Genomic DNA, 25,677 nt, shown 5'->3' on the forward strand with positions numbered 1-25,677 from the left:
ACTACGCATATTTCTACACGCATTACGATTTTAAAACGCAAAGATATTATTTAATGCGGAAAGCAAAAAACGAGCGGAAGAGTTTGATGAATAAAATTAGCGCATGCTACCTAGACCACTAAGGATGAGCGCACAGGCGCCGCCGCCAATCACAAACATAATTACTGAGGCAATGACCAACTTCAGCCCTGGATTTTGATTTTGCTCCGTTCGTTTACCAAAAATAAGTTTAATTAAGCCTACTAACAGCATAATTCCCACTACAATCCAGTACAACACAGATAAAGCAACTATTTCCATATTTAAAATTAATTAATTGGACTTATTTTTTCTCTTATTTTATCAATTTTATTATCTCGATAAAAGATGTTCATCGTCTCAAATGGAATCATCTTCATCTTATCGCTCACGATATGTACGCAAGATTTTTTAACGGCACGTACATCAAAATCCAATGGATCCATAAAGTTCATGATGATGATTCGAAATAGGTTATCGTATTTTAATCCGTCCGACTGCACCCGTGGCAAACAACACATCAACTCGCCAAAAGTTCCTTCAGCACAGTCTACAGAAACACCTGTACTAAAAAGGTTGAGCATGTGTTGTTTTAGCCTTTCATCATGCTCAAAAACAATGGTATTTTTGGAGTTGTTCAGCAAGTCTTCCGGATTAATCAAGTTGGTCATGGGAATCACCTCATCATCTACCTTTAATGCGTAAGCCATACAAAGCGCATCCGGATTGCAAGGCACTGGAATTAAATCTTGCGGCGTAAATATAGATTGCTCGTAAATTTTACGTCTTACTTCCGTTAGCGTGATCCTCCCCTGCTGATCACTGTAGTTATCGTTTCTTCCAGCAACCTGCGTAGGCTGAAAAGTGACTCCTCTCACACATTTTTGCTTCAACGCATAATCAATGATATCCCCGATTTCATGATCGTTTAAATCCTTTTGTAAGGTAACCACCAACGTAGTAGATAGATTAAATTGATTTAGGTTTGCGATGGCTTTCTTTCTCACTTCAGTCAGATCTTCTCCCCTCATCTTCGTGAGCACCTCCGGACTAAAACTATCAAACTGCAAGTAAATTTCGAAATCAGGCATGTACGATGCTAATCGCTCTACAAAAGCAACATCCTTCGCAATACGAATACCATTGGTGTTGACCATCAAATGCTTGATAGGTTTCTGCTTTGCCAGATCCAGTATAGCAAAAAAATCAGGGTGTACTGTTGGCTCTCCACCCGAAAGTTGAACTACATCGGGCTCCCCTTCGTTAGTTACCACGGTATCCAGCATTTTATTGATTTCCTCCAAAGTGCGGTGCCTACCATAATGCGGCGATGACATTGCGTAGCAGGTTGGGCAAGCTAAGTTACAACGATCGGTTACTTCAACTACCGTAAGGCACGAGTGCTGTTCGTGGTCGGTACACAAGCCACAATCGTAAGGACAACCATAATGCACTTTTGTATTAAACTTCAGTGGCATTTCTGATTGTTTGTTGTAGTTCCTGATTTGCTTGTAATATTCTACATCATCGGCAATCATTACTTTGCTCTCACCATGCGAAGCACAACGTTTCAGCATCCAAACTTTGGCATCCTGAAAAACAATCTTCGCATCGCAAAGCATCAAACATTCCGGACAAAGGCTCTTCGTATAATCGTAATAAACGTAATCTCTAGTTTTCATAAGCTGTTTGACGAAAAAGCTTGCCGCTTAGCAATCGCCACAAAAATTTATAGTAATAGATAAATATAATGATCGCCGACCAATGAATGCTACTTAAATTTAAAAATAGCGACTGGTACGGCTTTAAGAACTCCATTAAAAACCTAAACAGGAAATATAGCACCATAAAAAGTTTGAATTTTTCGCCATTAGGCAATTTCTTCGACCTTATCAGGATAAAAAACACCAATAGAAAGGAGGCAAACAGTATTTCATAAAGCATAACTGGATGACGTTTTATACCATCGCCCAAATCCATTCCCAATAAGAAATCTGTGGGCTTTCCATAGGTAGGTTCCGCCACCCCCATCAAAAAACAGCCCCACCTGCCGATAATTAAAGCTACCAAGATAGGGATCACATAAATATCTCCGGAAGCAATACGAACTCCTATTATTTTCTTAATGAGTTCGACCCCGAACAAGCCGCCCAACAAACCTCCTGCAATAGTTTTGCTTGCATAGAGCACCTGAAAGTTGAGCTGACTTAAATGGGCAGGATCTTCTAAAATAGCGAATAACCTTGAACCAATTAATGCCCCAAGCATTGCTCCCAACATAATCCAAAGTCGGTTTTGGCTAGATATTGGATCATCAACCCCCTTGCGCATGAAATAATACAAGCGCACCCCTACCAAAAAAGCCAATGTTTCCAGCAAAAAATGCCAATGGTACTGCTGCCCAGCAAAACGAAATTGTAAAGGAAAATCCAAGGATTACAATTCTAGCGTTGCAAAAACAGGGAGATGATCCGAAAAGTAGCGCTGATCTTTACTGTCAGACAGCACCGCATATTTTTGAACTTTAAAACCTTTATTTACGAAAATATAATCGATGCGATCTTTTAAAGGGCTGTCAAACTTAAAACCGTTAAATGTACCCTCTGGACCATAAGGGGCTTGCATGCTGATTTCCTTACTATCGCTCAAAAAAGACTTGATTGTTGCGATGGCTTCTGTTTCTGGAGTCACGTTTAAATCTCCTGTATAAACAACTGGCAGCTTAGGGGCAATTTCCTGGATCTTTTGCTTAATCAGCTTAGCCGACTCTATTCTGGCCTGCACACCAACATGATCATAATGTGTATTAAAAACTAAAAACTCTTTTTTATTTAGCTTGTCATACAACCGCACCCAGGTACAAACCCTATTGAACATGGCATCCCAGCCTTTGCTAGGCACGTTTGGCGTTTGCGACAGCCAAAAAACACCACCATCTTTTTTGCTGAACCTGTTTTTGTTATAATATATTGGGGAGAATTCACCTTTACGTTTACCGTCATCTCTGCCAGCTCCAACCGCTTCAAAATCTGAATTCTCCAACAAAAAATCGTACTGTTCAGCTAAGGCTTCCTGAGTGCAAAGGATATCGGCTTCATGAAATTTTACCAAAGCCTTTACATTATCTTTTCGATTACTCCATGCATTAATACCATCTTTTTCGGTTGCATACCTGATATTGTAAGTAATGATATTGATAGATTGATTTTTTTGGGCCTGCGCTTGAAAGCCAGCAACGAAAAGCAAAAAGATGACGACGATATTTTTCATTTTCTATTTTTTTGTTTCAAATGTAAAGATTTGAAACGATTGAGTATAGTATCTGAGCGCTTAAACGTAACCTTCATCGGCCAAACTTAAAAACGTATCATTATAAACGATGATATGATCATGTACCGCAATTTCCATCATTTTACCTAATTCCATTAGTTTTTTGGTGATATTGATATCGGCACTGCTAGGCTTTAAACTACCTGACGGATGATTATGAGCGAGCACAATTGAAGCAGCGCCATGTTCCAGTGCAATCTTGAAAACAATTTTGGGATCTACTACTGTGCCCGCTTGCCCACCTTTGCTCACAAAGTATTTTCCGATAACGATATTGGCCCTATTCATTAAAAGCATCCAAAACTCTTCATGTGGGAGATCGGCTAAGTCGGCCTTCAACATTTCATGTACGTCAATAGAGGAAGTTACTTTTTGCACTTCAGCTGGTTCAACATCCTTTCTTCGGCGTCCGAGTTCCAAGGCCGCCACGATAGTAATGGCTTTAGCTTCACCAATGCCCTTAAATTTAGAAAGTTCCTTCACGCTGAATTGCGCCAGCTTATGTAAATCGTTTTGGCAAGAACTTAGGATACGCTTGCTCAGGTCAACGGCAGTTTCGTTTCTACTGCCCGAGCCGATTAAGATGGCAATGAGTTCTGCATCGGTAAGCTGTCGCCTACCCTGCTGTAATAATTTTTCTCGTGGACGATCGGCCTCCGCCCAAGCTTTAATGCCGAGTTTGTTTTCATAGATAGACATAGGTGTTGGTTTTTATTTAGAGGAGGATTTCTTCGAGCTTTTTGTTTAAAGCCTCACCTCTTAAATTTATTGCAATTATCTTTCCTTCTTTATCAATGAGAATATTTGAAGGAACCGATTTGATGTTGAATATCTGAGAAACCTCATTATCCCAACCATTAAGGTCGGAAACATGCTTCCAAGCTAAGGCATCTGTAGTAATTGCCTCTAACCAATTACTTTTTTTGGTATCCAGGGAAACACCCAAAATATCAAAGTTTTTATCTTTAAATTTAGCGAACGCATTTACCAAATTTGGGTTTTCTTTTCTGCACGGAACACACCAAGACGCCCAAAAATCGATCAAAACATATTTACCTTTTAAATCGGAAATATTTAGCATCTTGCCCTTAGTATCCTTTTGAGAAAAGGACGGCAGCATGTCTCCAACCTTGAGAATGTACTTTGTCAGTGCCGCATTTTTGATTTGAATGCCGTGAGAAGATGCTTTGGTTTTATCGCTAAAACCATTATATAACTCTAAAATCTTCTCATTCGATAAAAATCTTGAATTCCAGTTAATAAGGATACTTCGCTCTTTTTCAGATTTATTTTTAGCTATATTGGCCAATACAATTTCCTCACCTTTCTTCTTATCCTCTTCTTTGGAAACGTTTAAATCACTTAATTCATTTCTAAGCAGATCAAGTTTTTCTTGGAAGATACTTTTCTGAAGAAATGTTACTTTAGTATCTATATAATTAAATCTGGATGTTTTTCTTGTCAGGGTATCCAACTCTACAATTGTAGGTTTACTATCAACAAAAAAAACTACACCTACAGCTCTTAATTCCGATGGGACATTTTTCAACTCAGCAAATAGCGTTATAACGTATGGAGCTTCTACTTTGCCATTATATTTAAAGCTTCCATTTGTGATAGCTATAGAATCCGATTTGCCATCTCCATAAGAAACCTTCATCATTCCATCTACGGGAGTTTTGTATTTACCAAAAATTTCAAATTTGGATTGACCGAAAGCAAGATCGCTTAACAAGAAAACAGCCAAAAAGAGAGTTATTTTTTTCATCGCATTTTTTTTAGAACAAAAAACGGCATCATCTTTCGATGACACCGTTTCTAATATCGTTAAAAAAAGCGACTATTTCAAGTTGTTAACGAATTTCGTCAACTTAGCTTTATTGTTAGAAGCTTTGTTTTTGTGGATTACGTTTTTCTTAGCTAAACGATCTAACATAGAAATTACTTTCGGAAGCAATTCTAATCCTGTTTTTTTATCTTCAGCAGCACGCAATCTTTTAATGAAAGTACGTGTAGTTTTAGCTTGATATCTGTTACGTAAACGTTTTGCAGCGTTTGCTCTAATTCTTTTTAATGCTGATTTATGATTTGCCATTGTTTAGCCTTTTATTTCTTCTCTGTTTTTATTTTCGGACTGCAAATATAGAGGTAATATTTTTAATTGCAAAATGCTTTTAAAAAAATTTTTCTTATAACGGTTTTGGCCTGAAGGTTTTGGCCAGTAATTACTTATACCTTTTAATTCCAGCGATGCAAATTTAGGTTTTTTGGTTCGAAATTAGTTCAAAAACAGCTAAAATGTTATTTTTGAAAAAAACATATAATTTTGAAGAAACGTATAGCCATTTTTGCTTCAGGTTCAGGCTCAAACGCCCAAAAGATAATGGAGCATTTCAAACGTAGTACCGAAGCCGAAGTTGCACTAGTGCTTACCAATAATCCCGAATCGTATGTGCTACAAAGAGCAGACAGCTTTGAAATTCCATCCCATATTTTTGACCGACAGGAGTTTTACCAAACTGATGAAGTATTAGACCTGCTAAAAAATTTAGACATCGATCTAATTGTACTAGCGGGATTTTTATGGCTTATCCCACAAAATTTATTAAAAGAATACCCCGGCCGCATCATCAACATCCATCCAGCTTTGCTGCCTAAATTTGGCGGAAAGGGAATGTATGGCGACAACGTACACAAAGCAGTGATAGCGGCAGGCGAAACTGAAGGCGGCATCACCATCCATTACGTCAACGAACATTATGATGAAGGTGAGTTCATCTATCAGGCTAAATACCGCATAGAAAAAGACGACAATTTAGAGATGATCAAATTTAAAGGCCAGCAATTGGAGCATCTACATTACCCCCGAGTGGTAGAAATGCTGATTAGGAAAATAAAAAAGTAAGTCATCACACCATCCACCTATTTAGCTTTTTGAATGATTTTGACCGAAGATAAATCGTTCACACAAAACTTCAAAAAAGTTAAAACCAAATTTCTTTCTGTCTCGTAAATGAGCTTAGTTCAATAAAACGAACGGAGGCTCAAGCTTATGGGAAGAACCATTACCTATTTCGTATTTTTCTTTTTGCTATTGGGTTTTGTACGCCACATTGAAGAAAGCGCAAAACCACAAAGCAAGCGAGTACCCGCAGCTAGTATCAGCTCAGCGTATGCCATGAGCGTTGACGCTTGCGACATCGACGAAATTTACCCATCCATTAAGCTTGGCAAAACTCAAGATTTCATGGTTGCCTCCATTAGCGTACTATTCTTTAAAACAATGCTAGCACAAGTTTTTAGATCAGTAACACCTTCGCTTTGCGACACTTTCTTAGAAATCCCCCAACGACCACCGCTTGTATAAGCAAAAACATCGCCTGGTAAAACACTCACCAATTTAATTAATCTTAACTCTTAAAATCATGATGAATGACAAAAAGGTATCGCTTATAGCGACACTGCTACTTTCTATTTTATTCGCCCTAACCTCTTGCAAAAAAGACAAATCTGGCGAAAGTTTGGTAATGGGGCCAAACGTTAATGTTTACCTATTAACAAACGACAATAAATTGTTGATGGTTAATGCACAAAACCCTCAAATTGTTAATGCCCAAGTGAGCATCACCGGTCTACAAACCAGCGAACAAATTGTTGGCATCGATTTCAGACCAGCTACAGGACAACTTTACGGACTGGGCAATAGCAGTAGGGTTTATGTGATTGATCCTAAAACTGGAGCAGCGAGAGCAATAAATAGCACACCTTTTAGCCCCGCTATAACAGGTACAGCTTTTGGTTTTGATTTCAACCCAACGGTAGACAGAATCAGATTGGTAAGCTCTAACGGCCAAAATTTACGCTTAAATCCAGAGACTGGAACAGTAGCCGCTACTGATATGAACATCAACGGCGTAAGCAATGTGAAAATCGGAAGCGTAGCCTACACAGAAAACAAAGCTGGGGCAGCTACCACCGTACTTTTCGATATTGATGCAACCACCAACAAACTGTACAAACAAGATCCACCAAATGATGGAAAATTAGTAGAAGTTGGCGATTTAGGCTACGACATTGATGAAGCTGGTGGCTTTGATATCAGCTCAGAAGGTGTTGCACTTGCTGCCTTATTAAACAATGGAAAATACGGCTTATTTACTATTGATGTAACTACCGGAAAAGCAGGCAAAATTGGCGATTTTGGCCAGCAAATAATAGGACTTGCCATACCAACAGCTCCAGTAGCTTATGCAGTATCAAACAACAATGAGCTTTTGATTTTCAACCACACGAGTGCAAATCCTAGCATTGTAGTTAAAACTATTACAGGTATACAAACCGGCGAAAGTATTGTTGGCTTAGACATGCGTCCACTGAACGGACAACTGTACGCATTGGGCAGCACTAGCAGAATTTATACCATCAACGCATCATCGGGTGCAGCTACGGCTATAAGCGCTAATCCGCTAAGCACTTTGCTATCAGGAACACATTTTGGTTTCGATTTCAACCCTACTGTTGACAGAATAAGGATTGTAAGCCATTTGGGTCAGAACTTGAGAGTGAATCCTATGGACGCAACCTTAACCGTGGATGGTGCAATAACCTTAGCCAATACCGCTGTAACCGGCGCTGCATACACCAACAATTTTGCTGGCGCCACAACAACTGTACTGTTTGATATTGATGCTACTGCCAACCGCTTATATAAACAAGACCCACCTAACAACGGAACCTTGGTTGATGTTGGTCCATTGGGAATTGACGTGGAAGGCAGTAACGGCTTTGATATTGGCGGCGCAACAGGCATAGCTTACGGCATTTTCACCGTAGGAACAACGCAACGCATTTACACGGTGAACTTAAACACTGGTGCAGCAACACAATTAGCTATCATAGCCACCCCTGTAAGAGCTTTTACCGTTGGCTTAGGTTTTTAATACTCAATTTAGTCCCTGCTTGTTTAGCAGGGACTTTTTTAAACACGGCATACCAGAAAATTTCATTTCAATTTTAGTAAGCCACACCATCTAATTTTATTTCAAAAAGCTACTCTAAAAATCGTCTGATTTTCATACCTTTGCGGCTCAAAACAATACCATCAAAATGAGCCAATCAGTAAAGATCAAAAATGCCTTAATTTCAGTTTATTACAAAGATGGTTTAGCACCATTGGTTGAGTATTTAGGCCAACAAGGTGTAACCTTATTTAGCACCGGCGGAACAGAACAGTTTATTAAAGACCTAAACGTTCCGGTTACCGCTGTGGAAGACTTAACTAGCTACCCATCTATTTTAGGTGGACGTGTAAAAACGTTACACCCAAAAGTTTTTGGAGGCATTTTAAACCGCAGAAGTTTGGCGGGTGATCAAGAGCAGATTGCACAATACGAAATTCCAGAAATTGACTTGGTAATCGTTGATTTATATCCGTTTGAGGAAACAGTAAAAAATGGCGGCACTGATGAAGAAATCATTGAAAAAATTGATATCGGTGGTATTTCTTTAATTAGAGCTGCAGCAAAAAACTTTAACGATGTTGTAATTATCGCTTCAAAAGATGATTATTCTACTTTGTTAGAACAATTGCAAGCACAAGATGGCGCAACTACACTGACACAACGTAAGTCCTACGCCAAAAAAGCGTTCCATACTTCTTCTCACTACGATACTGCCATCTTCAACTACTTCAATAACGAAGAACCTTTAAACGTATTCAAAGAAAGTATTGCTAGCGCACAAACTTTGCGTTATGGTGAAAATCCGCATCAAAAAGGAACATTTTACGGCAATTTAGATGAGATGTTCACCAAACTAAACGGAAAAGAACTTAGCTACAACAACTTGGTAGACGTAGATGCAGCGGTGAGTTTAATTGATGAATTCGAAGAACCTACTTTTGCTATTTTAAAACACACCAACGCTTGTGGCGTAGCTTCTAGAAGCAGTATTAAGCAAGCTTGGATTGATGCTTTGGCTTGCGATCCAGTTTCGGCATTTGGCGGTGTATTGATTGCCAACAGAGAAATTGATTTAGCTACGGCTCAAGAAATAAACAACTTGTTTTTTGAGGTATTGATTGCCCCAAGTTACGAGGCAGCTGCTGTCGAGCTATTTAAAACTAAGAAAAATCGAGTTATTTTAAAACGTAACTATGTTGAATTGAACAAAAAACAATTCAAAACTTTATTAAACGGCGTAATTGAGCAGGACAAAGATTTAATTATTGAAGGTCCTGATCAAATGACAACCGTTACTGAAAAAGCGCCAACTGCACAAGAATTAAAAGACCTACATTTCGCTAACAAAATAGTGAAACACACCAAATCTAACACTATTGTTTTGGTTAAGGATGATGTTTTAATTGCAAGTGGCGTTGGTCAAACTTCAAGGGTAGATGCATTAAGACAGGCTATCGAAAAAGCAGTATCATTTGGATTTAGCGTAAAAGGCGCCGCTATGGCTTCTGATGCTTTCTTCCCGTTCCCTGACTGCGTGGAAATTGCCGCTGATGCTGGTATTACTTCTGTATTGCAACCAGGTGGTTCTATTAAAGATGCTGATTCAGTAGCTAAAGCCAATGAAAAAGGCATTGCAATGGTAACTACAGGTGTAAGACATTTTAAGCACTAGTTAGGGATTAGGTGTTAGGTGTTAGGGATTAGGGATTAGGGATTAGGGATCAGGAGTTAGGAATTAGTTTAAAGAGTACAAACTTACCCAAAAGCTTTTCTCTCCCTCGGGGAGAGATGCCAACAGGCAGAGAGGGATTAAACGTCCCGTCATTGCGAGGAGGAACGACGAAGCAATCTTAAAGCGATTGTTAAGTTGTGAGTTTTTTAGCAAGAACGGAAGTTAATTAAACCCGATTGAAGCGGAAATACTTTTTGTTTACCTGTCATCCGGATCCCGAATTTTCGGGAGAAGGATCTATCGACAAGCAATGTCAAAAATAGATTCCTCGAAACTCGGAATGACAGCAGGGAGCAAACAAAAAGATTGAAGCGGAAAGCGGGACTAACTTTAAAAAACATACTGGTTGTGATTTTCAAGGAGAAAAAACACACTTAATATAATAATTTACCTAATTTTACATTTAGGATATTAGACATATTTGTTAATACAAACGATAACATACCTTTTACATGGGATTATTTAACTGGTTTACGCAAGAAGTTGCCATTGACCTTGGCACAGCGAATACCCTAATTATACATAATGACAAAGTTGTTGTTGATGAGCCTTCGATAGTGGCTTTCGACAGACAAACCAACAAAATTATAGCCATAGGCCGCCAAGCCATGCAAATGGAGGGCAAAACCCACGATAATATTAGAACGGTTAGACCTTTGAAAGATGGTGTGATTGCAGATTTTAATGCTGCTGAAGCCATGATTAAAGGAATGATCCGTATGCTAAACGGAGGCAAAGGTTGGATGTTCCCTTCATTGAGAATGGTAATCTGTATCCCTTCTGGTATTACCGAAGTTGAAAAACGAGCCGTACGTGATAGCGCTGAAATTGCCGGAGCCAAAGAAGTTTATTTGATCCACGAACCGATGGCTGCTGCTGTAGGTATTGGCATTGATGTGGAAGAACCGATGGGAAATATGATCATCGATATTGGTGGCGGAACTACCGAGATTGCCGTTATTGCACTTTCGGGTATTGTTTGCGATCAATCTATTCGTGTAGCTGGTGATAACTTTGACTCGGATATTGTAAACTACATCCGCAGACAGCACAATATTATGATTGGCGACCGTACTGCGGAAAAGATTAAGATTGAAGTTGGTGCTGCACTTCCAGAATTGAGCGATCCGCCTGCTGATTTTGCAGTTCAAGGACGTGATTTAATGACTGGCGTGCCTAAGCAAATCACAGTTTCGTACACCGAAATTGCGCATTGTTTGGATAAATCGATCTCTAAAATTGAGGAAGCTATTTTAAAAGCTTTGGAGATTACGCCTCCTGAACTTTCTGCTGATATTTACCAAACTGGTATTTACTTAACTGGTGGAGGTGCTTTGTTAAGAGGACTAGATAAACGTGTGGCAGCTAAAACTAAATTGCCTGTTCACGTTGCTGAAGATCCTTTACGTGCTGTTGTACGCGGCACAGGCATTGCGCTAAAGAACATCGGCAACTTTAAATTTTTAATGCAATAAGGGGATTTACGAACGTAGATATTAGATTTACGATTGATGAATAGCGAAACTTTAAAAGCAAGAACTAAAGCATATTCGATATCAATTGCAAAATTAATAATCGAACTTCCCAATAATGTGATAAATAAGAATTATTCAAATCAGTTGATAAGATGCTCGAGCTCTGTTGGTGCAAACTATCGAGCCGCCTGCAGAGCTAAATCTACAGCTGATTTTTTGAATAAACTTAAAATTGTTGAAGAAGAACTAGATGAGACGATGTTCTTTCTCGAATTATTAGCAGAGTTTAACGCGGATAGAAAGCAAGTTATCCAAGAAAATTGGCGAGAAGCAAACGAATTACTGTCCATTGTGGTATCTTCGATAGTTACCATTCGCAAGAAAGATCAAAAGTTGTAAATTAATCGTAAATCGTAACTCTAAAATCGTAAATCAGAATGCGTAACCTTTGGATTTTTCTTAGCAGATACAACGCATTTTTCTTTTTCATCATATTTTTTACTATTGGCATTATCTTAGCCATACGTAACAATGCTTATCAGCGCAGCACTGTGCTCAATTCCACCAATGAAGTTGTGGGCACTGCTTATAAACGACTGAACGTTATCAAACGTTATCTTAATTTGGGTCAAGTAAATGATAGTCTCGCAACCGAAAATGCGCTGTTGAAAACCCAGTTAATGGCAATTTTAAATGCCGACAGTACCAAACTTACCAGGATTAAAGATAGCGTTAATCAAGTGCAATATACATTAATAGCGGCTAAGGTGATCAAAAATTCGGTAACGCTAACCAATAATATCATCACAATTAATAAAGGCGCTAAGGATGGAATCGAAAAGGATTTAGCTGTGATATCTCCGGGAAAAGGTGTGGTGGGTTTCGTACAGAATGTATCAGAAAATTTTGCTACAATTAGGCCTTTACTGAATCAAGAAACAGCTGTTAGCGTGGTACTAAAAAAGGATAATGCTTTTGGAAGCTTAGTTTGGGGTGATAATAACTTTGATTACCGTAAAGCTTACGTGAAAGAGATCCCCAACCATTATATAGTAAAAGTTGGCGATACCATCATCACATCTGGATCAGGAGGTTTCCCTAGAGGGGTTGAAGTTGGTAAAGTAACGAATACTGGTGTGAGTACGGGCGATAATTTTATGACTTTAGAAATTTCACTATTTAACAACTTTAGTACGTTACAATATGTGTATGTGATAAAAGATAAGTTAGCCAACGAAATAAAGGAACTACAGCAGGAGGTTAAACGATGAGCGGAAGACTATTAATCATCAACTTACTAAGATGGATGACACTTTTATTTGTGCAAATTTTCTTGCTCCGTAACCTGGCATTTTACAATCTTTCGACACCATTTGTTTATGTTCTTTTTATACTAATTCTACCTTTTCAAACGCCCAACCTTTTACTTTATATTTTGGCATTTGCCACAGGCATTACGCTTGATGCGTTCTATGATACCTTGGGAGTACATACCAGCGCCTGTATTGCCATGGCATTTGTGCGTACTTTATTTATTTCAATTAGCTTAAACCGCGATGCAACCGACGAGCCTGAACCAACATTGGGCAATATGGGGCTTAGGTGGTTTTCTTTGTATGCAGTATTGTGTATTTTTGTACACCACTTAATTTTATTTTTTCTAGAAGCTTTTAAATTCAGCTCGTGGAGTTACACTTTGAGTAGAACTTTATTAAGTGTTGTTTTTACGCTATTTACTGTATTACTTGTGGAGTTTATTTTCCACAATAGAAAATCGGCATAAATGGATCAACTGTTTAACAGAAAATACATTATTCAGGGACTTTTTGTTTTGCTAGCACTTGTACTGCTAGGCAGGTTGTTCTATATTCAAGTGGCCAGCGACAAGTATTTTCTGGATGCAAATAATAACGCCTTAAAGAAACAGTTTATTTATCCAGCCCGAGGAGTAATTGTAGACAGGAAAGGTAAAGTTTTGGCACAAAACCAGCCTACTTACGATTTAATGGTAACGCCAAATGAGGTGAAGCCATTTGACACCCTTTCACTTTGTCGCATTATCGGGATTGATATCACCGAATTTCGGGAAAAGTTCAGAAAGGCAAAGGTTTATTCCCGATATCAGGCATCAATTTTTCAAAAACTACTCTCCATAGAAACTTATGCCACCTTGCAGGAGCGCATGGCAAATTATAAAGGTTTCGACGTGCAAAAAAGAACTATCAGGTATTATCCGGATAGTATTAGCGGACAGCTTTTAGGCTATATCAAGGAGGTGAACCAAAGAGAGATTGATAGATTTCAAGGTTATTACCGTCCCGGCGATTACATTGGAAAATCGGGTTTAGAAAAGCAATACGAAGTTGATTTAAGAGGGCAAAAAGGAATTAAACGAATTCTATATAATGTGCACAATGTAGCTCAGGGAAGCTATGCTGAAGGCCGCTTTGACTCCCTAGCTGTTGCAGGGGAACAACTTACGACCACCATTGACGTGGAATTGCAAAAACTTGGAGAACAGCTATTGGCTAATAAGTTGGGAAGTATTGTGGCCATTGAACCCAACACTGGCGAAATCTTGGCTTTTGTAAGCAGCCCGGGTTACGATCCAAATAAAATGGTAGGCCGAGAAACTGGAAAAAACTATCAGCAAATTTCTGCTAATCCTTATCGTCCATTGTTTGTGCGTCCTATAAAAGGACGTTACTCTCCAGGTTCTGCTTTTAAACCTTTAGATGCATTAATTGCACTACAGGATGGCGTTATTGACCCGAACACCACGTTCAACTGTCCCGGGTATTACCAAGCTGGAAACAGGAGATTTAAATGTGAACACGTAGATGGAAATATCGCCCTGCGAAAAGGTATAGCTAGATCTTGCAACACCTATTTTTGGACTATTTTCGCAAAAATGATGGTCAAAAAAGGACTGAAAAGCCAAAGTCAGCACAAAGCTTACGATGAATGGCAGGAAAAAGTTCGCAAATTTGGTATCGGCGATACGCTGGGAATCGATTTCCCTGGAGAAAGTGCGTATAAACTATTTACTGCCGACGACTACACCAAACGTTATAGCAAATATTGGGGTTATACCACCATTTTATCAGTAGGTATTGGACAGGGTGAAGTAACCACTACTCCGCTACAAATGGCGAATATTATGGCTATTATTGCAAACAGGGGCTACTATATTAAACCGCACCTAGTTAAAGGTATTGGTAACGATAAACATATTGACCCTAAATATAAAGAAAAGCACTATGTAGATATTGATGCTAAATATTTTGACCCTGTTATAGATGGAATGCAGGACGCAGTCAATACGTCTATCGGTACAGCTACAGAATCTCGTATACCCGGCATTTTGATGTGCGGCAAAACGGGAACGGTACAAAACGTACACGGTAAAAACCACTCGGTGTTTATTGGCTTTGCCCCTCGTGAAAATCCGAAGATCGCCATCGCAGTGATTATAGAAAATGGCGGCTACGGCGGTGCGTACGCAGCTCCTATCGCAAGTTTCATCACCGAAAAATACTTAACCGATAGTTTGAAAGGCAGAAGAATAAATGGCGCAACAATAGAACAATATAAAGCAGATAACCTACTCCCAATTTTAAAAGATAAACTTCCTGCTAAACCTAAATTAAAAGTGGACACCAGCAAAGTAGATTCTACAAAGCAAAAAGCGCCTATTAGACCAGCTCCATTAAAAAAAATTAACAAAAGTGCTATCTTAACAAGAAAAAATGCAACAGCAAAATAGCAGATTCTTTTTTAACGTTGATTGGATCACCATATTAATTTATATGGCTTTGTGTGCTATTGGTTTCGTTAATATTTTTTCTGTGCGTTTTGACCCAGATACTTCAACCGCATTTAACTTTAGCGACGAATACGGAAAGCAATTGATTTTCATTATTTCTGCACTGGTTTTAGGCTTATCTATTTTATTGTTAGATGCGAAGTTTTTCAGTGTGTTTGCGCCTATTGTTTATGGAATAACCATTTTACTTTTGGTAGCGGTATTGGTGGTGGGCAGAAACGTGGGCGGTAACCAAGCATGGATACCTATTGGATCATTCAGGCTACAACCTTCTGAATTTGCTAAATTTGGCACAGCTTTATTGTTGGCGAGATATATCAGTTCGTTCAATATCAAACTGAATACTTTAAAACCTATCGCTATTTGTGCAGCCATCATTATGTTACCGATGGCGTTAATTATGCTTCAGCCCGATGCGGGATCGATGTTAGTTTTCCTGTCATTTATGTTTCCATTATACAGAGAAGGATTACCTGGCAACCTATTGATTATTTTTTGGGGAGCAGTGTTGTTATTTATTTTGAATCTCTTTGTTGCCCCTAGCCTACTAATTTTTGCAATTTTAGTTATAGGTGCCTTATTTGCGTACAACTCGAGAAAAAAAATCAGGCGAATCGTTAACATAGGAATTATCACCTTGGCTGCTGTGGCGTATTTATTTGTCGCCAAATTCGTTTTCGAAAATGTATTGAAACCTCACCAGCGCACCCGTATAGAGCTAATTTTGGGACTTACGACAGATAATAAAGGTGCAGGCTATAACGTAAGACAATCCAAGATTGCAATTGGCGCAGGACAGCTCACTGGGCGTGGCTTTTTAGAGGGTACGCAAACTAAGTTTGGATATGTGCCCGCTCAAAGTACTGACTTTATATTCTCCACTATTGGAGAGGAATGGGGATTTGTTGGCTGCTTTGTCGTTATAGGCCTTTATTGCTTTTTACTATTGCGTATAATTAACATGGCCGAACGACAGCGATCCGTTTTTTCCCGAGTGTATGGATACAGTATTGCTTGCATTCTTTTCTTCCACGTGTTTATCAATATTGGAATGACGATTGGCATTATGCCAGTAATTGGGATACCATTGCCGTTTATTAGTTATGGTGGATCCTCTCTGTGGAGTTTTACCATATTGCTATTTATCTTCTTGAAATTAGATTCCAACAGGATGGGATTTATTTAAGATAGTGTCTAGGAGTTAGGGATTAGGAACTAGTTGACAGTATTCGGTAAAAATCATCTTAGACGAACATCCAGACTATTACCCAACTTCCAGTACCTACACCAAGCTAGTCTTTAAACCTTCTGTTTAGCAACAAATAAAATTTGTCTACAGTGGCTTGCTTTTCAGCCCAATTGTTTTTAACAGCGTAGTTTTTTTGAAAGAAGTTATCCGCAGCATCAAAATTTGGCATTTTATTGGCAATATCGATAGCTTCTGCATAAGCTAAGTTATAACCGTTGAACAAATCTTTAATGTATAATAACTTATCATTTAAATTGATAGCAGCCTTTAAATCAGTAATCACACTTCCAGAGGTTTCGTTCAGGCGAGTGCTTGTATTTTTACCTGCCAGAATATCATTCAAAGTAGGTTTGGCGGCATTTTCTTCAACTTTAGCCACTGGTACTACCGGCTGATTAACCTCAACCGCTGGCTTTGGTGCCTCTATAACTACAGGTTCTTGAACTATAGGCGCAACAATTGGAAGTTCCTCTTTGTGTACCAAAAAAGGCTCAGGGCCTATCTCATCCTCTTCCAATTCCTCCGGATTTCTAATCAGGTTCTCCTTAACTCTACGCTTCTGCGCTAAAATTAATTCTTCTTCCTCGCTTAACGGCCTATCAAATAGTTCATCGGCGCCTTTTTCCTCAAAATCAAACCTATCGTCCTCAGAATAGCTGTTGCTGTTAAGAATAAACTCAAAAGTTTGTGTAGGCTCTTCGTCTAACCGAAAAATCTCCTTCTCATGTTCAACGTCCAATGGTGCTGGTTCTTTCACATCAAGTATTATAGCAGGCTCGGGTTCAACATCCTGCACATCAGCAAAAGTAATAGCTTCAACTTGCTGCACATCATGCAGTTCATCGCTTACTTCGTTATCAACCACCATTTCATCGGTAATTGGCTCGGCAGCTGCAGGCAAATGAGGTAATGCTTGAGGCACTAAGTTTAATTTCTTGATAATTTGGATATGATCTGCCAAGAAATTAGCATTAGCCAGAAACAATTCTAGTTCTAACTCACTCAACTGATCTGGATTTTGTGCTAAAAACTGATATTGATCGTTCAATTCGGCAAGTATGTTCCCTAGTTTTTTGAAAAGAGCTTCTTGTTTCATCTGTGCTATATTTCTAAGTGTAAAATAAACTTCTTCCGAAGAGAAAGTTCTTGAATGTATTATTTGCCTGACGTACAGTTTAACACATTCTTTTAACGAAAGTTTTGGCTTTTTATGTTAATAAACTAAATCAAAAATACTATAAAAATCCGTTATATTCCCTCTAATAATTATATCTTCTTATAGTTGAGGAGAGAACGATAATTTAATTTGATATGCCTATCGATGATATTGCATATCAGAGCAAATTTATCTAAGTTTGGCTAAAAATACCTTTACAATGTTATTTAGCGAACAAAACTTTAGACGGGGAGAAATTAGTGGCAGTATTGAAGTAGTTTGTGGCTCGATGTTTTCTGGCAAAACCGAAGAACTGATCAGAAGATTAAAAAGAGCGCAAATCGCTAAATTAAATGTAGAGATTTTTAAACCTAAAACAGACACTCGTTACGACGATACCGCCGTAGTGTCACACGATTCAAATTCTATACAATCCACTCCGGTAGACCATTCCTCTGCAATTTTATTATTAGGCGCAAATACGCAAGTAGTAGGCATTGATGAGGCCCAGTTTTTTGACGACGGACTGCCCGAGGTTTGCAACACTTTGGCACAAAAAGGAATTAGAGTAATTATTGCAGGCTTGGATATGGACTTTTTAGGCAAGCCATTTGGACCAATGCCAGCATTAATGGCCATTGCCGAACATGTCACCAAAGTAAATGCCGTTTGCATGCAGTGTGGTAGCCCAGCTGTTTACTCTTACCGCACCGCAGCTAGCGAAGCAAGGGTACTACTAGGTGAAAAAGACAGCTACGAACCGAGATGCAGAGCTTGTTTTAATAAGGATCATTAGTTAGTTCATTGGTCATTGGTTCATTGGTTTATTGGCCATTGGTTCATTAGTATCAACATTTGGTTTTTGATTATTGAATATTGGTAATTGATTGTTAAACATTTCCCCCTACCTCACTACCATTTTTTTACTTTGCTTGAATTTTGCGGTACTTAACCGATACACGTAAGTCCCTTTTGCTAACCTGCTTAAATCAACATAGAAACGATAGGCACCAGCACCGAAAGCACCAGATGCCACTGTGGCCATTTTCCTACCCTGAATATCATAAATGCTTAATTCCATATCAATATTTTCAGGCAAATCCACAGGAATGTAAGTGAATTTATTTGCCGAATTTGGATAGTTTTGTTTCAAAGCGTAATCTTTTGGCAATTCGCTAATTGGCTTAATGTTCACCACGTCATACTTCGTTTTTGCCGCTTCACTTACTGCAATCAATTCATTCTTATCATCAGCAACTAAAAAAGCATAGGCCACCTTAATGGAACCGCCTTTCGATATATTATACGGACCACTTCCCAACGTGAACATCACATCGTACCCGTTTGCAATATCTTGCCCTAAACCTTGAGCTTGAATCCCCGACGTTAGCGTCTGATATTTTTCGGCGATGGAAAAACTGTTGTCAGCTATTAAACTATTGGGCGAGTCGTAAGCCAAAGGATAATAAGCTGGCGCTGCAGATAAGTTGAGTAATTTAACACCTGCATACGGGTGGGAAGCATTCTTTTTCGCATAAACATAAGCCATTTCTGTTGCAGCATTGTAGGCTGTCGCATTAGCCGACGATTCATCCAAATCCCAATCTGTAAATAAACCGGTATAAATATTGTGCAAATCTGCACCACTGGTATTGGTCAGCTCATACTCCATAATTACGTACTTGTCATCAGCAAAACTATCAAAGGCTAAAGCTCTGGCGGTTATTCGCAAACCGATGGGATTGGCAGCAGCCTCGTCGGTAAATACGCTGGTACCTTCAAAAGCGGCAATGTTGGAAACAGACATTGCTGCAGTTTTAGTACGCTTAAAATCTTCGTTAGAAGTAGATGAAACCCTAGCATTATTCATCACTTGGGTACTTGATTTAGCCACTAACAATGCAGCCTCAAAGAGCATATTTTCATTGTTGTAAATGAACCCCAAGCCTGCAGTAGCGTTGGCTTTGCTAAATCCCACTCTACCATTTGAAGTTAATGTAGTCTTTATCTTATTTACAGTGATGTTAATATAATCAAGAGCAACCGCCGTTTTAAAGACTTCAAAATCAGTGTAAGTGCCACTATTTCCTGTGTAGCGAAGGTTAAAAACGACTTCATGATTTTCCGGAGCATCAGCTAATATCTTGACTCTAACAGGCGCAATATTACTCTTTAATTCAGCGGTGCTGAAATCACCAACATCAACATTTTGATCAAGAACCTGAACATATGGACTGCTACTAGTGACATTTAGTTTTAGTCCAGCGACGGGGCTGAGGAAATTTTTGAGCGCAATTTTCATTGTAATTTCGGTTCCTGGTGCCCTATTGCCAAAACCTTGATCAGTAATACTAATGTTTTGATACCTAACGGCAGTAGCGTTTTCAGTAAGCGCTCGGAAGACATTCAACCTGCCTTTGCCCAGTAAATTCACATAATTTGGGTTTTGAGCATTGATATTGTCTGCAGTTGCTTTTAACAACTCGCCTATTTGCATGCCAGTGTAATTTGGATATTTCGCTTTTAATAATGCCGCAGCGCTGGATACCAGCGGAGCCGCCATTGACGTGCCCGAATAATAAGCATAACTATTATTGAAAACCGTATTGTAAATGCCTTCCCCTGGAGCAGAAATATCTACATAAGTACCGTAATTGGAAGCTGAGCCTTTGGTATCATTGGAATTCAAATTCGCCACTGCTAACACACCATCAAAAGCCGCAGGGAAAATGGGAGTATCATTGCCAGCGTTACCTGCCGCCGCCACTACCAAACAACCTTTACTAATGGCATAATTAACCATTTCTTGACCAAATTGACCGCCACCTTCGCCACCCCATGAGCAATTGATAATCTGTGCACCTTTGTCGGCAGCGTATTTAATTCCTTCGTAACCTTTAAAGATCGTTCGTCCATTGTCATCGGCACCCGCTTTAACAATTAACAATTTGGCGTTGGTTGCTACACTAGCCACACCAATTCCATTATTTGTTACCGCACCAGCAATTCCACTCACATGCACACCATGATCTGCTCCTGCGCTTTTTACGTTGGGGTCATTATCGCCAATCATCGTAGTAACAGAAGCACCACAAAAATCCCAGCCTGCATAGTTATCTATGTAACCGTCGCCATCGTCATCAATTCCGTTGACTGGATCGGCCGTGTTGTAATAGATGTTAGCGGCTAAATCTTGATGGGTAAGTTCAGACCCCGAATCGACAATACCAATAATTACGTTTGAGGCGTTTCTCAATACATCCCAGGCCTGCGGTGCTTTTACTTGCGACAAATAAAATTGTGTTCCATACGCCGCGTCATTTGGTGTGTACCAAGTAGTGTGAATATAACTTGGCTCGGCGTAAGCAATTTGATCATTTTGCAGTAGCGCATTAATTACTGTTTCTATCGGTGCATTACCTGTGTATTTCGCTTCAAAGTAGTTTTCGAAATGGAAATTCCCAGACACACTCTCAACTGCATTTTTATTAGTTTTGAAAATGGGCTCAAGCGCCGACAAAATTATACCGACATCTTTTAATTCGCTTGACACACTCTCGGTTATAGCATTAAGTCTAGTACCATCTTTATATTTAACGATTATGGTATTTGGAAGGTAATCAGCTTTACTAACTCCTTTTGGAAGTGTAAACTTGAGTTGTTTTTTAGGCTGCTCAGCGTTATTAAAAGCAAATAACACGAATACCAAAACCAAAAGAAAGTAGAGTTTTTTCATAACCTTTTAGTGTTAAGCTAAGGTACATATTCTGATTCCATCAAACAACAAGACAAAATCCCCCTGAATATTGTCGTATTTAGCCCTCTTTTAGAAATTTAATATTCGGAATTTTGATTTACATACTTTAAAACCTAAAACTATGACTAAAGAGATTTGGCTAAACTTACCCGTAAAAGATGTTAAAAGTACCACAGATTTTTTCAATGCACTTGGGTTTGCAGTGAACAAAAATGCGCCGCAAAGCGATACAATGGTATCATTCAAAATAGGTCAAAAAGATTTTATTGTGAATTTTTTCACCATGGAGGTATTTAAAAGCTTTACTAGTTTCAAAATTGCCGAATTAGATAATGCTACTTCCTGTCTAATTTCTATTGATGCTGAAAGCAGAAACGAAGTTGATGAAATTTTAGATAGAGCCGCGGAGGCAGGTGCTATAATTTACGCAAAAGGCGGCGAAAAAGACGGCTGGATGTATGGTGGTGGCTTCACCGATTTAGATGGCCACAAATGGAACGTATTATTTATGGACTTTAGTAAGTTTAAACAGCAATAGTATAAAAGTTTTAAATTATCTCATTGATATTCAAGCATTCCTCTGTAAATTACCTAAAAACGGCAGCGGTATTTAATCGCTTGCATTAAACTTCAAAATATGGAAAGACTGTATTTCAAAACCGAAATCAATGCCAGTAAAGAAAAAGTTTGGGATATTCTTTTTGACGAAAAAAGCTATCCGCAATGGACAAGCGTGTTTTCAGAAGGTTCAAGAGCGGTAACCGATTGGCAAAAAGGAAGTAAAGCCTTGTTTTTAAATACTGAAGGCAACGGAATGGTTTCGGAAATTGCCGATCGCATCACCAACGAGTACCTATCTATCAAACATTTGGGCTTTTACAATAATGGTGTGGAAGATTTGGAAAGTGAAGAGGTGAAAAAGTGGAATGGCGCACATGAAAATTATAAATTAAGCACACTAGATGGCAAATCAATTTTGAGCGTAGAAATGGACAGCACACAAGAGTATAAATCCTATTTTGAAGAAACTTGGCCGAAGGCGCTTGAAAAAGTAAAAGAATTGGCGGAAGCTTAAAAGGAGTAAATTATAATGAGTAACTGCCTGCCATAGTTCAGAAAGGTAGTATTAAAGCGTAAGTCCAAAATCTTACTTTGAGCTATAACTCGACCTATTCTTTGCGGAAGCTTGGCGCACTTTGTATCCTTTGCGGTTTAATATTTTTTTAACGCAAAGTTTTTAAAGTTTCGCAAAGAGCGCAAAGTTGGCATACCGCTTTAAAAATATCACAAGCCACCCTTAGTGAAAATTTATCTTAAAATCTAAGTCCAAAATCTTACTTTGAGCTATATCTCAACCTATTCTTTGCGGAAACTTGGCGCACTTTGTGTCCTTTGCGGTTTAATATTTTTTTAACGCAAAGTTTTTAAAGTTTCGCAAAGAGCGCAAAGTTGGCATATCGCTTTAAAAATATCACAAGCCACCCTTAGTGAAAAATTTATCTTAAAATCTAAGTCCAAAATCTTACTTTGAGCTATAACTCAACCTATTCTTTGCGGAAGCTTGGCGCACTTTGTGTCCTTTGCGGTTTAATATTTTTTTAACTCAATAGGTGTCGTCATTGCGAGGAACGAAGCAATCTTAAAGCGCAAGTTTAGTTGACCTGATTATAATTGTAAGATTGCTTCGTTCCTCGCAATGACGAACATCACTCCAACAAAAAAATCCCTCGATAAAACTACCGAGGGATTTCTATTATTCATATCTAGTAATTAAATACTACTTACAAACTTGCCAAAGCATCATTTAAAGTAGCACTTGGACGCATTACTTTTGAAGCTAACTCATCATTAGGGTTGTAGTAACCGCCAATTTCCTGTGCTTTACCCTGAGCTTCAATTAGCTCAGCAGTAATTTTTGATTCATTTTCAGCTAATGCTTTTGCCAAAGGTTCAAATTTAGCTTTCAACTCAGCATCTTTAGTTTGAGCTGCCAAAGCCTCTGCCCAGTACAAAGCCAAATAATAGTGTGAACCGCGGTTGTCAATTGTACCCAATTTTCTGCCTGGAGATTTATCAGTAGCTAAGAATTTAGCGTTAGCCTCATCTAAAGCATCCGCCAACACTTGAGCTTTTGCATTGTTTTGCGTTTGAGCCAAGTGCTCTAACGATGCTTGTAAAGCCAAGAATTCTCCTAATGAATCCCAACGCAAGTAACCCTCTTGAACAAACTGCTCTACGTGTTTAGGAGCCGAACCTCCAGCGCCAGTTTCGAACAAACCACCTCCATTCATTAAAGGTACAATAGATAACATTTTTGCAGAAGTACCCAATTCTAAAATCGGGAATAAATCTGTTAGGTAATCACGTAATACGTTACCGGTAACTGAAATGGTATCTTCACCTTTACGGATACGCTCCAAGGTAAACTTAGTAGCTTCAATTGGAGATAAAATGCGAATATCTAACCCGTTAGTATCAAAGTTTGGCAAATATTTATTTACTTTTTTAATGATTTCAGCATCGTGTGCTCTATTTTCATCTAACCAAAAAACAGCTGGCGTATTAGATAAACGAGCTCTGTTTACTGCTAATTTTACCCAATCTTGAATTGGCGCATCCTTAGTTTGGCACATACGGAAAATATCACCTTTTTCTACCGATTGCTCGAAGAAAACATTTCCATCGGCATCAGTTACACGGATAGTTCCATTAGCCGAAGCTTGGAAAGTTTTATCGTGGGAACCATATTCTTCTGCTTTTTGAGCCATTAAACCCACATTAGGAACAGAACCCATTGTGGTTGGATCAAAAGCACCATGCTTTTTACAATCGTCAATTGTTGCTGTGTAAACACCTGCGTAATTTCTATCAGGAATCAAGGCTAAAGTGTCTTGCTGTTTACCTTCTTTGTTCCACATTTGGCCCGATGTACGGATCATTGCAGGCATAGAAGCATCAACAATTACGTCCGAAGGAACGTGTAAATTAGTAATTCCTTTATCAGAGTTTACCATCGCCAAAGCTGGTCCGTTTGCAATTGCCGCATCAATAGCCGCTTTCACTTCAGCTTCCTGTGCATTGCCCGCAATTTTAGCATATACATCACCTAAACCGTTGCGTGTATCAACACCTAAATTTCTGAAAAGCTCAGCATATTTTTCGAAAACGTCAGCGAAATAAACCTCTACAATAGCACCGAAAATGATAGGATCTGACACCTTCATCATCGTTGCCTTCAAGTGTGCAGAAAGCAATACTCCAGCCGCTTTAGCCTCTTTAATCGCCTCAGCAACAAATGTTTTTAATTTCGAAAGACTCATTACCGAACTATCGATCACTTCGCCAGCTTTTAGCTTAGCCAAGCCCTTCAATTCAGTAACCGCTCCGTTAGCATCTACAAATTCTATTTTGAATTGCGAATCATTTTCAACAGTTGTTGACTTTTCAGAACCGTAAAAATCTCCTTCGCTCATGCTAGCTACGTTAGTTTTTGAATCTGCCGACCAAGCTCCCATTGAATGCGGATTGGCTTTTGCGTAGTTCTTCACCGCTTTAGGCGCTCTACGATCGGAGTTTCCTTCACGCAATACAGGATTTACTGCAGAACCTAATACTTTTGCATATTTAGCCTTGATTGCCTTTTCTTCTTCAGTTTGAGCATCTTCCGGGTAATTTGGCAAAGCATAACCTTGTTTTTGCAACTCGGCAATGGCCGCTTTTAACTGAGGGATTGATGCAGAAATATTTGGCAATTTGATGATATTAGCCTCTGGCGTAGTTGCCAATTGACCAAGCTCTGTCAATGCATCTCCAATTTTTTGATCATCTTTTAAAAACTCAGGAAAGTTAGCTAAAATCCTTCCCGCTAAAGAGATATCCCTTGTTTCAACATCAATACCCGCTGATGCTGTAAAAGCTTGAACAATGGGTAAGAATGAATAGGTTGCCAACAATGGAGCCTCATCTGTTTTGGTATAGATAATTTTTGATGAATTTGACATGTTTTTTTATTTATGATGTACGAATAAATTGTCCAAATACGGACTGGTTTGATAAAATCGCCTAAAGATAAAAGAAAGCGGCGAATTAAATAACAGCTTAGTGTTATTTATACATAAAAACAACTTACAGTTGAAAGCTACTGTAACAAATACAATATCTTTTCGTTCTAAG

Annotated in this window: 23 protein-coding genes; 13 read left to right on the plus strand and 10 right to left on the minus strand. The window is 38.8% G+C overall.

Features of this window, described 5'->3' with window-relative positions:
• Positions 1-96 precede the first annotated feature (96 nt).
• From ACY2A0_RS03450 to rpsT, 7 genes are all read right to left on the minus strand, one after another.
• Positions 97-300: a hypothetical protein gene (locus ACY2A0_RS03450; RefSeq protein ID WP_461788204.1), complete on the minus strand. Its 204-nt coding sequence runs from the start codon at positions 298-300 to the stop codon at positions 97-99.
• A gap of 8 nt (positions 301-308) precedes the next feature.
• On the minus strand, positions 309-1,700 hold the full coding sequence (locus ACY2A0_RS03455) for a radical SAM protein (RefSeq protein WP_461788205.1): 1,392 nt from the start codon (positions 1,698-1,700) through the stop codon (positions 309-311).
• Positions 1,690-2,451, minus strand: a complete 762-nt coding sequence (locus tag ACY2A0_RS03460; RefSeq protein ID WP_461788206.1) for a prolipoprotein diacylglyceryl transferase — start codon at positions 2,449-2,451, stop codon at positions 1,690-1,692. Before ACY2A0_RS03460 ends, ACY2A0_RS03455 begins: the two co-directional genes overlap by 11 nt.
• Positions 2,452-2,454: 3 nt before the next feature.
• Entirely contained in the window at positions 2,455-3,288 is an 834-nt protein-coding gene (locus ACY2A0_RS03465) for an endonuclease/exonuclease/phosphatase family protein (RefSeq protein ID WP_461788207.1), read from the minus strand.
• 60 nt (positions 3,289-3,348) lie between these two features.
• Positions 3,349-4,047 (minus strand): RadC family protein, encoded by a 699-nt coding sequence (gene radC / locus ACY2A0_RS03470; protein ID WP_461788208.1) that lies wholly within the window; start codon positions 4,045-4,047, stop codon positions 3,349-3,351.
• 16 nt (positions 4,048-4,063) lie between these two features.
• Positions 4,064-5,116, minus strand: coding sequence for a redoxin domain-containing protein (locus tag ACY2A0_RS03475; RefSeq protein ID WP_461788209.1), 1,053 nt, complete (start codon positions 5,114-5,116; stop codon positions 4,064-4,066).
• A 72-nt stretch (positions 5,117-5,188) separates the two neighbouring features.
• The gene (gene rpsT / locus ACY2A0_RS03480) at positions 5,189-5,443 is read right to left on the minus strand and encodes a 30S ribosomal protein S20 (RefSeq protein WP_113638735.1); all 255 of its coding nucleotides are present in this window, start codon (positions 5,441-5,443) and stop codon (positions 5,189-5,191) included.
• A gap of 231 nt (positions 5,444-5,674) precedes the next feature.
• Here rpsT and purN point away from each other — a divergent pair, with 231 nt between their 5' ends.
• The 10 genes from purN to rodA all read left to right on the plus strand — a co-directional run bounded on the left by purN (position 5,675) and on the right by rodA (position 16,528).
• Positions 5,675-6,253 carry a phosphoribosylglycinamide formyltransferase gene (gene purN, locus ACY2A0_RS03485; protein WP_113638734.1) on the plus strand — a complete coding sequence of 193 codons (579 nt, stop codon included), beginning with the start codon at positions 5,675-5,677 and terminating at the stop codon, positions 6,251-6,253.
• A gap of 147 nt (positions 6,254-6,400) precedes the next feature.
• Positions 6,401-6,715 carry a hypothetical protein gene (locus ACY2A0_RS03490; protein ID WP_461788210.1) on the plus strand — a complete coding sequence of 105 codons (315 nt, stop codon included), beginning with the start codon at positions 6,401-6,403 and terminating at the stop codon, positions 6,713-6,715.
• Positions 6,716-6,773: 58 nt separating this feature from the next.
• Complete coding sequence (locus ACY2A0_RS03495; RefSeq protein ID WP_461788211.1) at positions 6,774-8,288, plus strand: DUF4394 domain-containing protein; 1,515 nt, start codon at positions 6,774-6,776, stop codon at positions 8,286-8,288.
• 166 nt (positions 8,289-8,454) lie between these two features.
• Positions 8,455-9,981, plus strand: coding sequence for a bifunctional phosphoribosylaminoimidazolecarboxamide formyltransferase/IMP cyclohydrolase (gene purH / locus ACY2A0_RS03500; RefSeq protein WP_461788212.1), 1,527 nt, complete (start codon positions 8,455-8,457; stop codon positions 9,979-9,981).
• Positions 9,982-10,493: 512 nt separating this feature from the next.
• The gene (locus ACY2A0_RS03505) at positions 10,494-11,516 is read left to right on the plus strand and encodes a rod shape-determining protein (protein WP_055132282.1); all 1,023 of its coding nucleotides are present in this window, start codon (positions 10,494-10,496) and stop codon (positions 11,514-11,516) included.
• A 36-nt stretch (positions 11,517-11,552) separates the two neighbouring features.
• A complete protein-coding gene (locus ACY2A0_RS03510; RefSeq protein ID WP_461788213.1) occupies positions 11,553-11,915 on the plus strand; it encodes a four helix bundle protein in 363 nt (120 codons plus the stop codon).
• A 38-nt stretch (positions 11,916-11,953) separates the two neighbouring features.
• Complete coding sequence (gene mreC, locus ACY2A0_RS03515) at positions 11,954-12,787, plus strand: rod shape-determining protein MreC (protein ID WP_461788214.1); 834 nt, start codon at positions 11,954-11,956, stop codon at positions 12,785-12,787.
• Positions 12,784-13,299, plus strand: coding sequence for a rod shape-determining protein MreD (locus tag ACY2A0_RS03520; protein ID WP_461788215.1), 516 nt, complete (start codon positions 12,784-12,786; stop codon positions 13,297-13,299). Before mreC ends, ACY2A0_RS03520 begins: the two co-directional genes overlap by 4 nt.
• On the plus strand, positions 13,300-15,282 hold the full coding sequence (gene mrdA, locus ACY2A0_RS03525) for a penicillin-binding protein 2 (protein ID WP_461788216.1): 1,983 nt from the start codon (positions 13,300-13,302) through the stop codon (positions 15,280-15,282). It abuts the gene before it with no gap.
• A complete protein-coding gene (rodA, locus tag ACY2A0_RS03530) occupies positions 15,266-16,528 on the plus strand; it encodes a rod shape-determining protein RodA (protein WP_461788217.1) in 1,263 nt (420 codons plus the stop codon). Before mrdA ends, rodA begins: the two co-directional genes overlap by 17 nt.
• A gap of 106 nt (positions 16,529-16,634) precedes the next feature.
• Here rodA and ACY2A0_RS03535 read toward each other — a convergent pair whose 3' ends face one another.
• On the minus strand, positions 16,635-17,687 hold the full coding sequence (locus ACY2A0_RS03535) for a hypothetical protein (protein ID WP_461788218.1): 1,053 nt from the start codon (positions 17,685-17,687) through the stop codon (positions 16,635-16,637).
• Positions 17,688-17,967: 280 nt separating this feature from the next.
• On the opposite strand from ACY2A0_RS03535, the gene ACY2A0_RS03540 reads away from it, so the two are divergent.
• Positions 17,968-18,543: a thymidine kinase gene (locus ACY2A0_RS03540; RefSeq protein WP_461788219.1), complete on the plus strand. Its 576-nt coding sequence runs from the start codon at positions 17,968-17,970 to the stop codon at positions 18,541-18,543.
• Between the two features lie 108 nt (positions 18,544-18,651).
• On the opposite strand, the gene ACY2A0_RS03545 is transcribed toward ACY2A0_RS03540, so the two are convergent.
• Positions 18,652-21,483, minus strand: a complete 2,832-nt coding sequence (locus ACY2A0_RS03545) for a S8 family serine peptidase (RefSeq protein WP_461788220.1) — start codon at positions 21,481-21,483, stop codon at positions 18,652-18,654.
• Positions 21,484-21,625: 142 nt separating this feature from the next.
• Between ACY2A0_RS03545 and ACY2A0_RS03550 the strand changes: the two genes are divergently transcribed.
• Positions 21,626-22,042, plus strand: coding sequence for a VOC family protein (locus ACY2A0_RS03550; RefSeq protein WP_461788221.1), 417 nt, complete (start codon positions 21,626-21,628; stop codon positions 22,040-22,042).
• A 99-nt stretch (positions 22,043-22,141) separates the two neighbouring features.
• Complete coding sequence (locus ACY2A0_RS03555) at positions 22,142-22,579, plus strand: SRPBCC family protein (RefSeq protein WP_461788222.1); 438 nt, start codon at positions 22,142-22,144, stop codon at positions 22,577-22,579.
• Positions 22,580-23,285: 706 nt separating this feature from the next.
• Here the strand turns inward: ACY2A0_RS03555 and ACY2A0_RS03560 are convergent.
• Complete coding sequence (locus ACY2A0_RS03560) at positions 23,286-25,505, minus strand: NADP-dependent isocitrate dehydrogenase (protein ID WP_461788223.1); 2,220 nt, start codon at positions 25,503-25,505, stop codon at positions 23,286-23,288.
• Positions 25,506-25,677: the final 172 nt, after the last annotated feature.

Origin of the sequence: Pedobacter sp. (genome assembly GCF_965249885.1) — a bacterium.
In the GTDB taxonomy this organism is placed as follows: domain Bacteria; phylum Bacteroidota; class Bacteroidia; order Sphingobacteriales; family Sphingobacteriaceae; genus Pedobacter.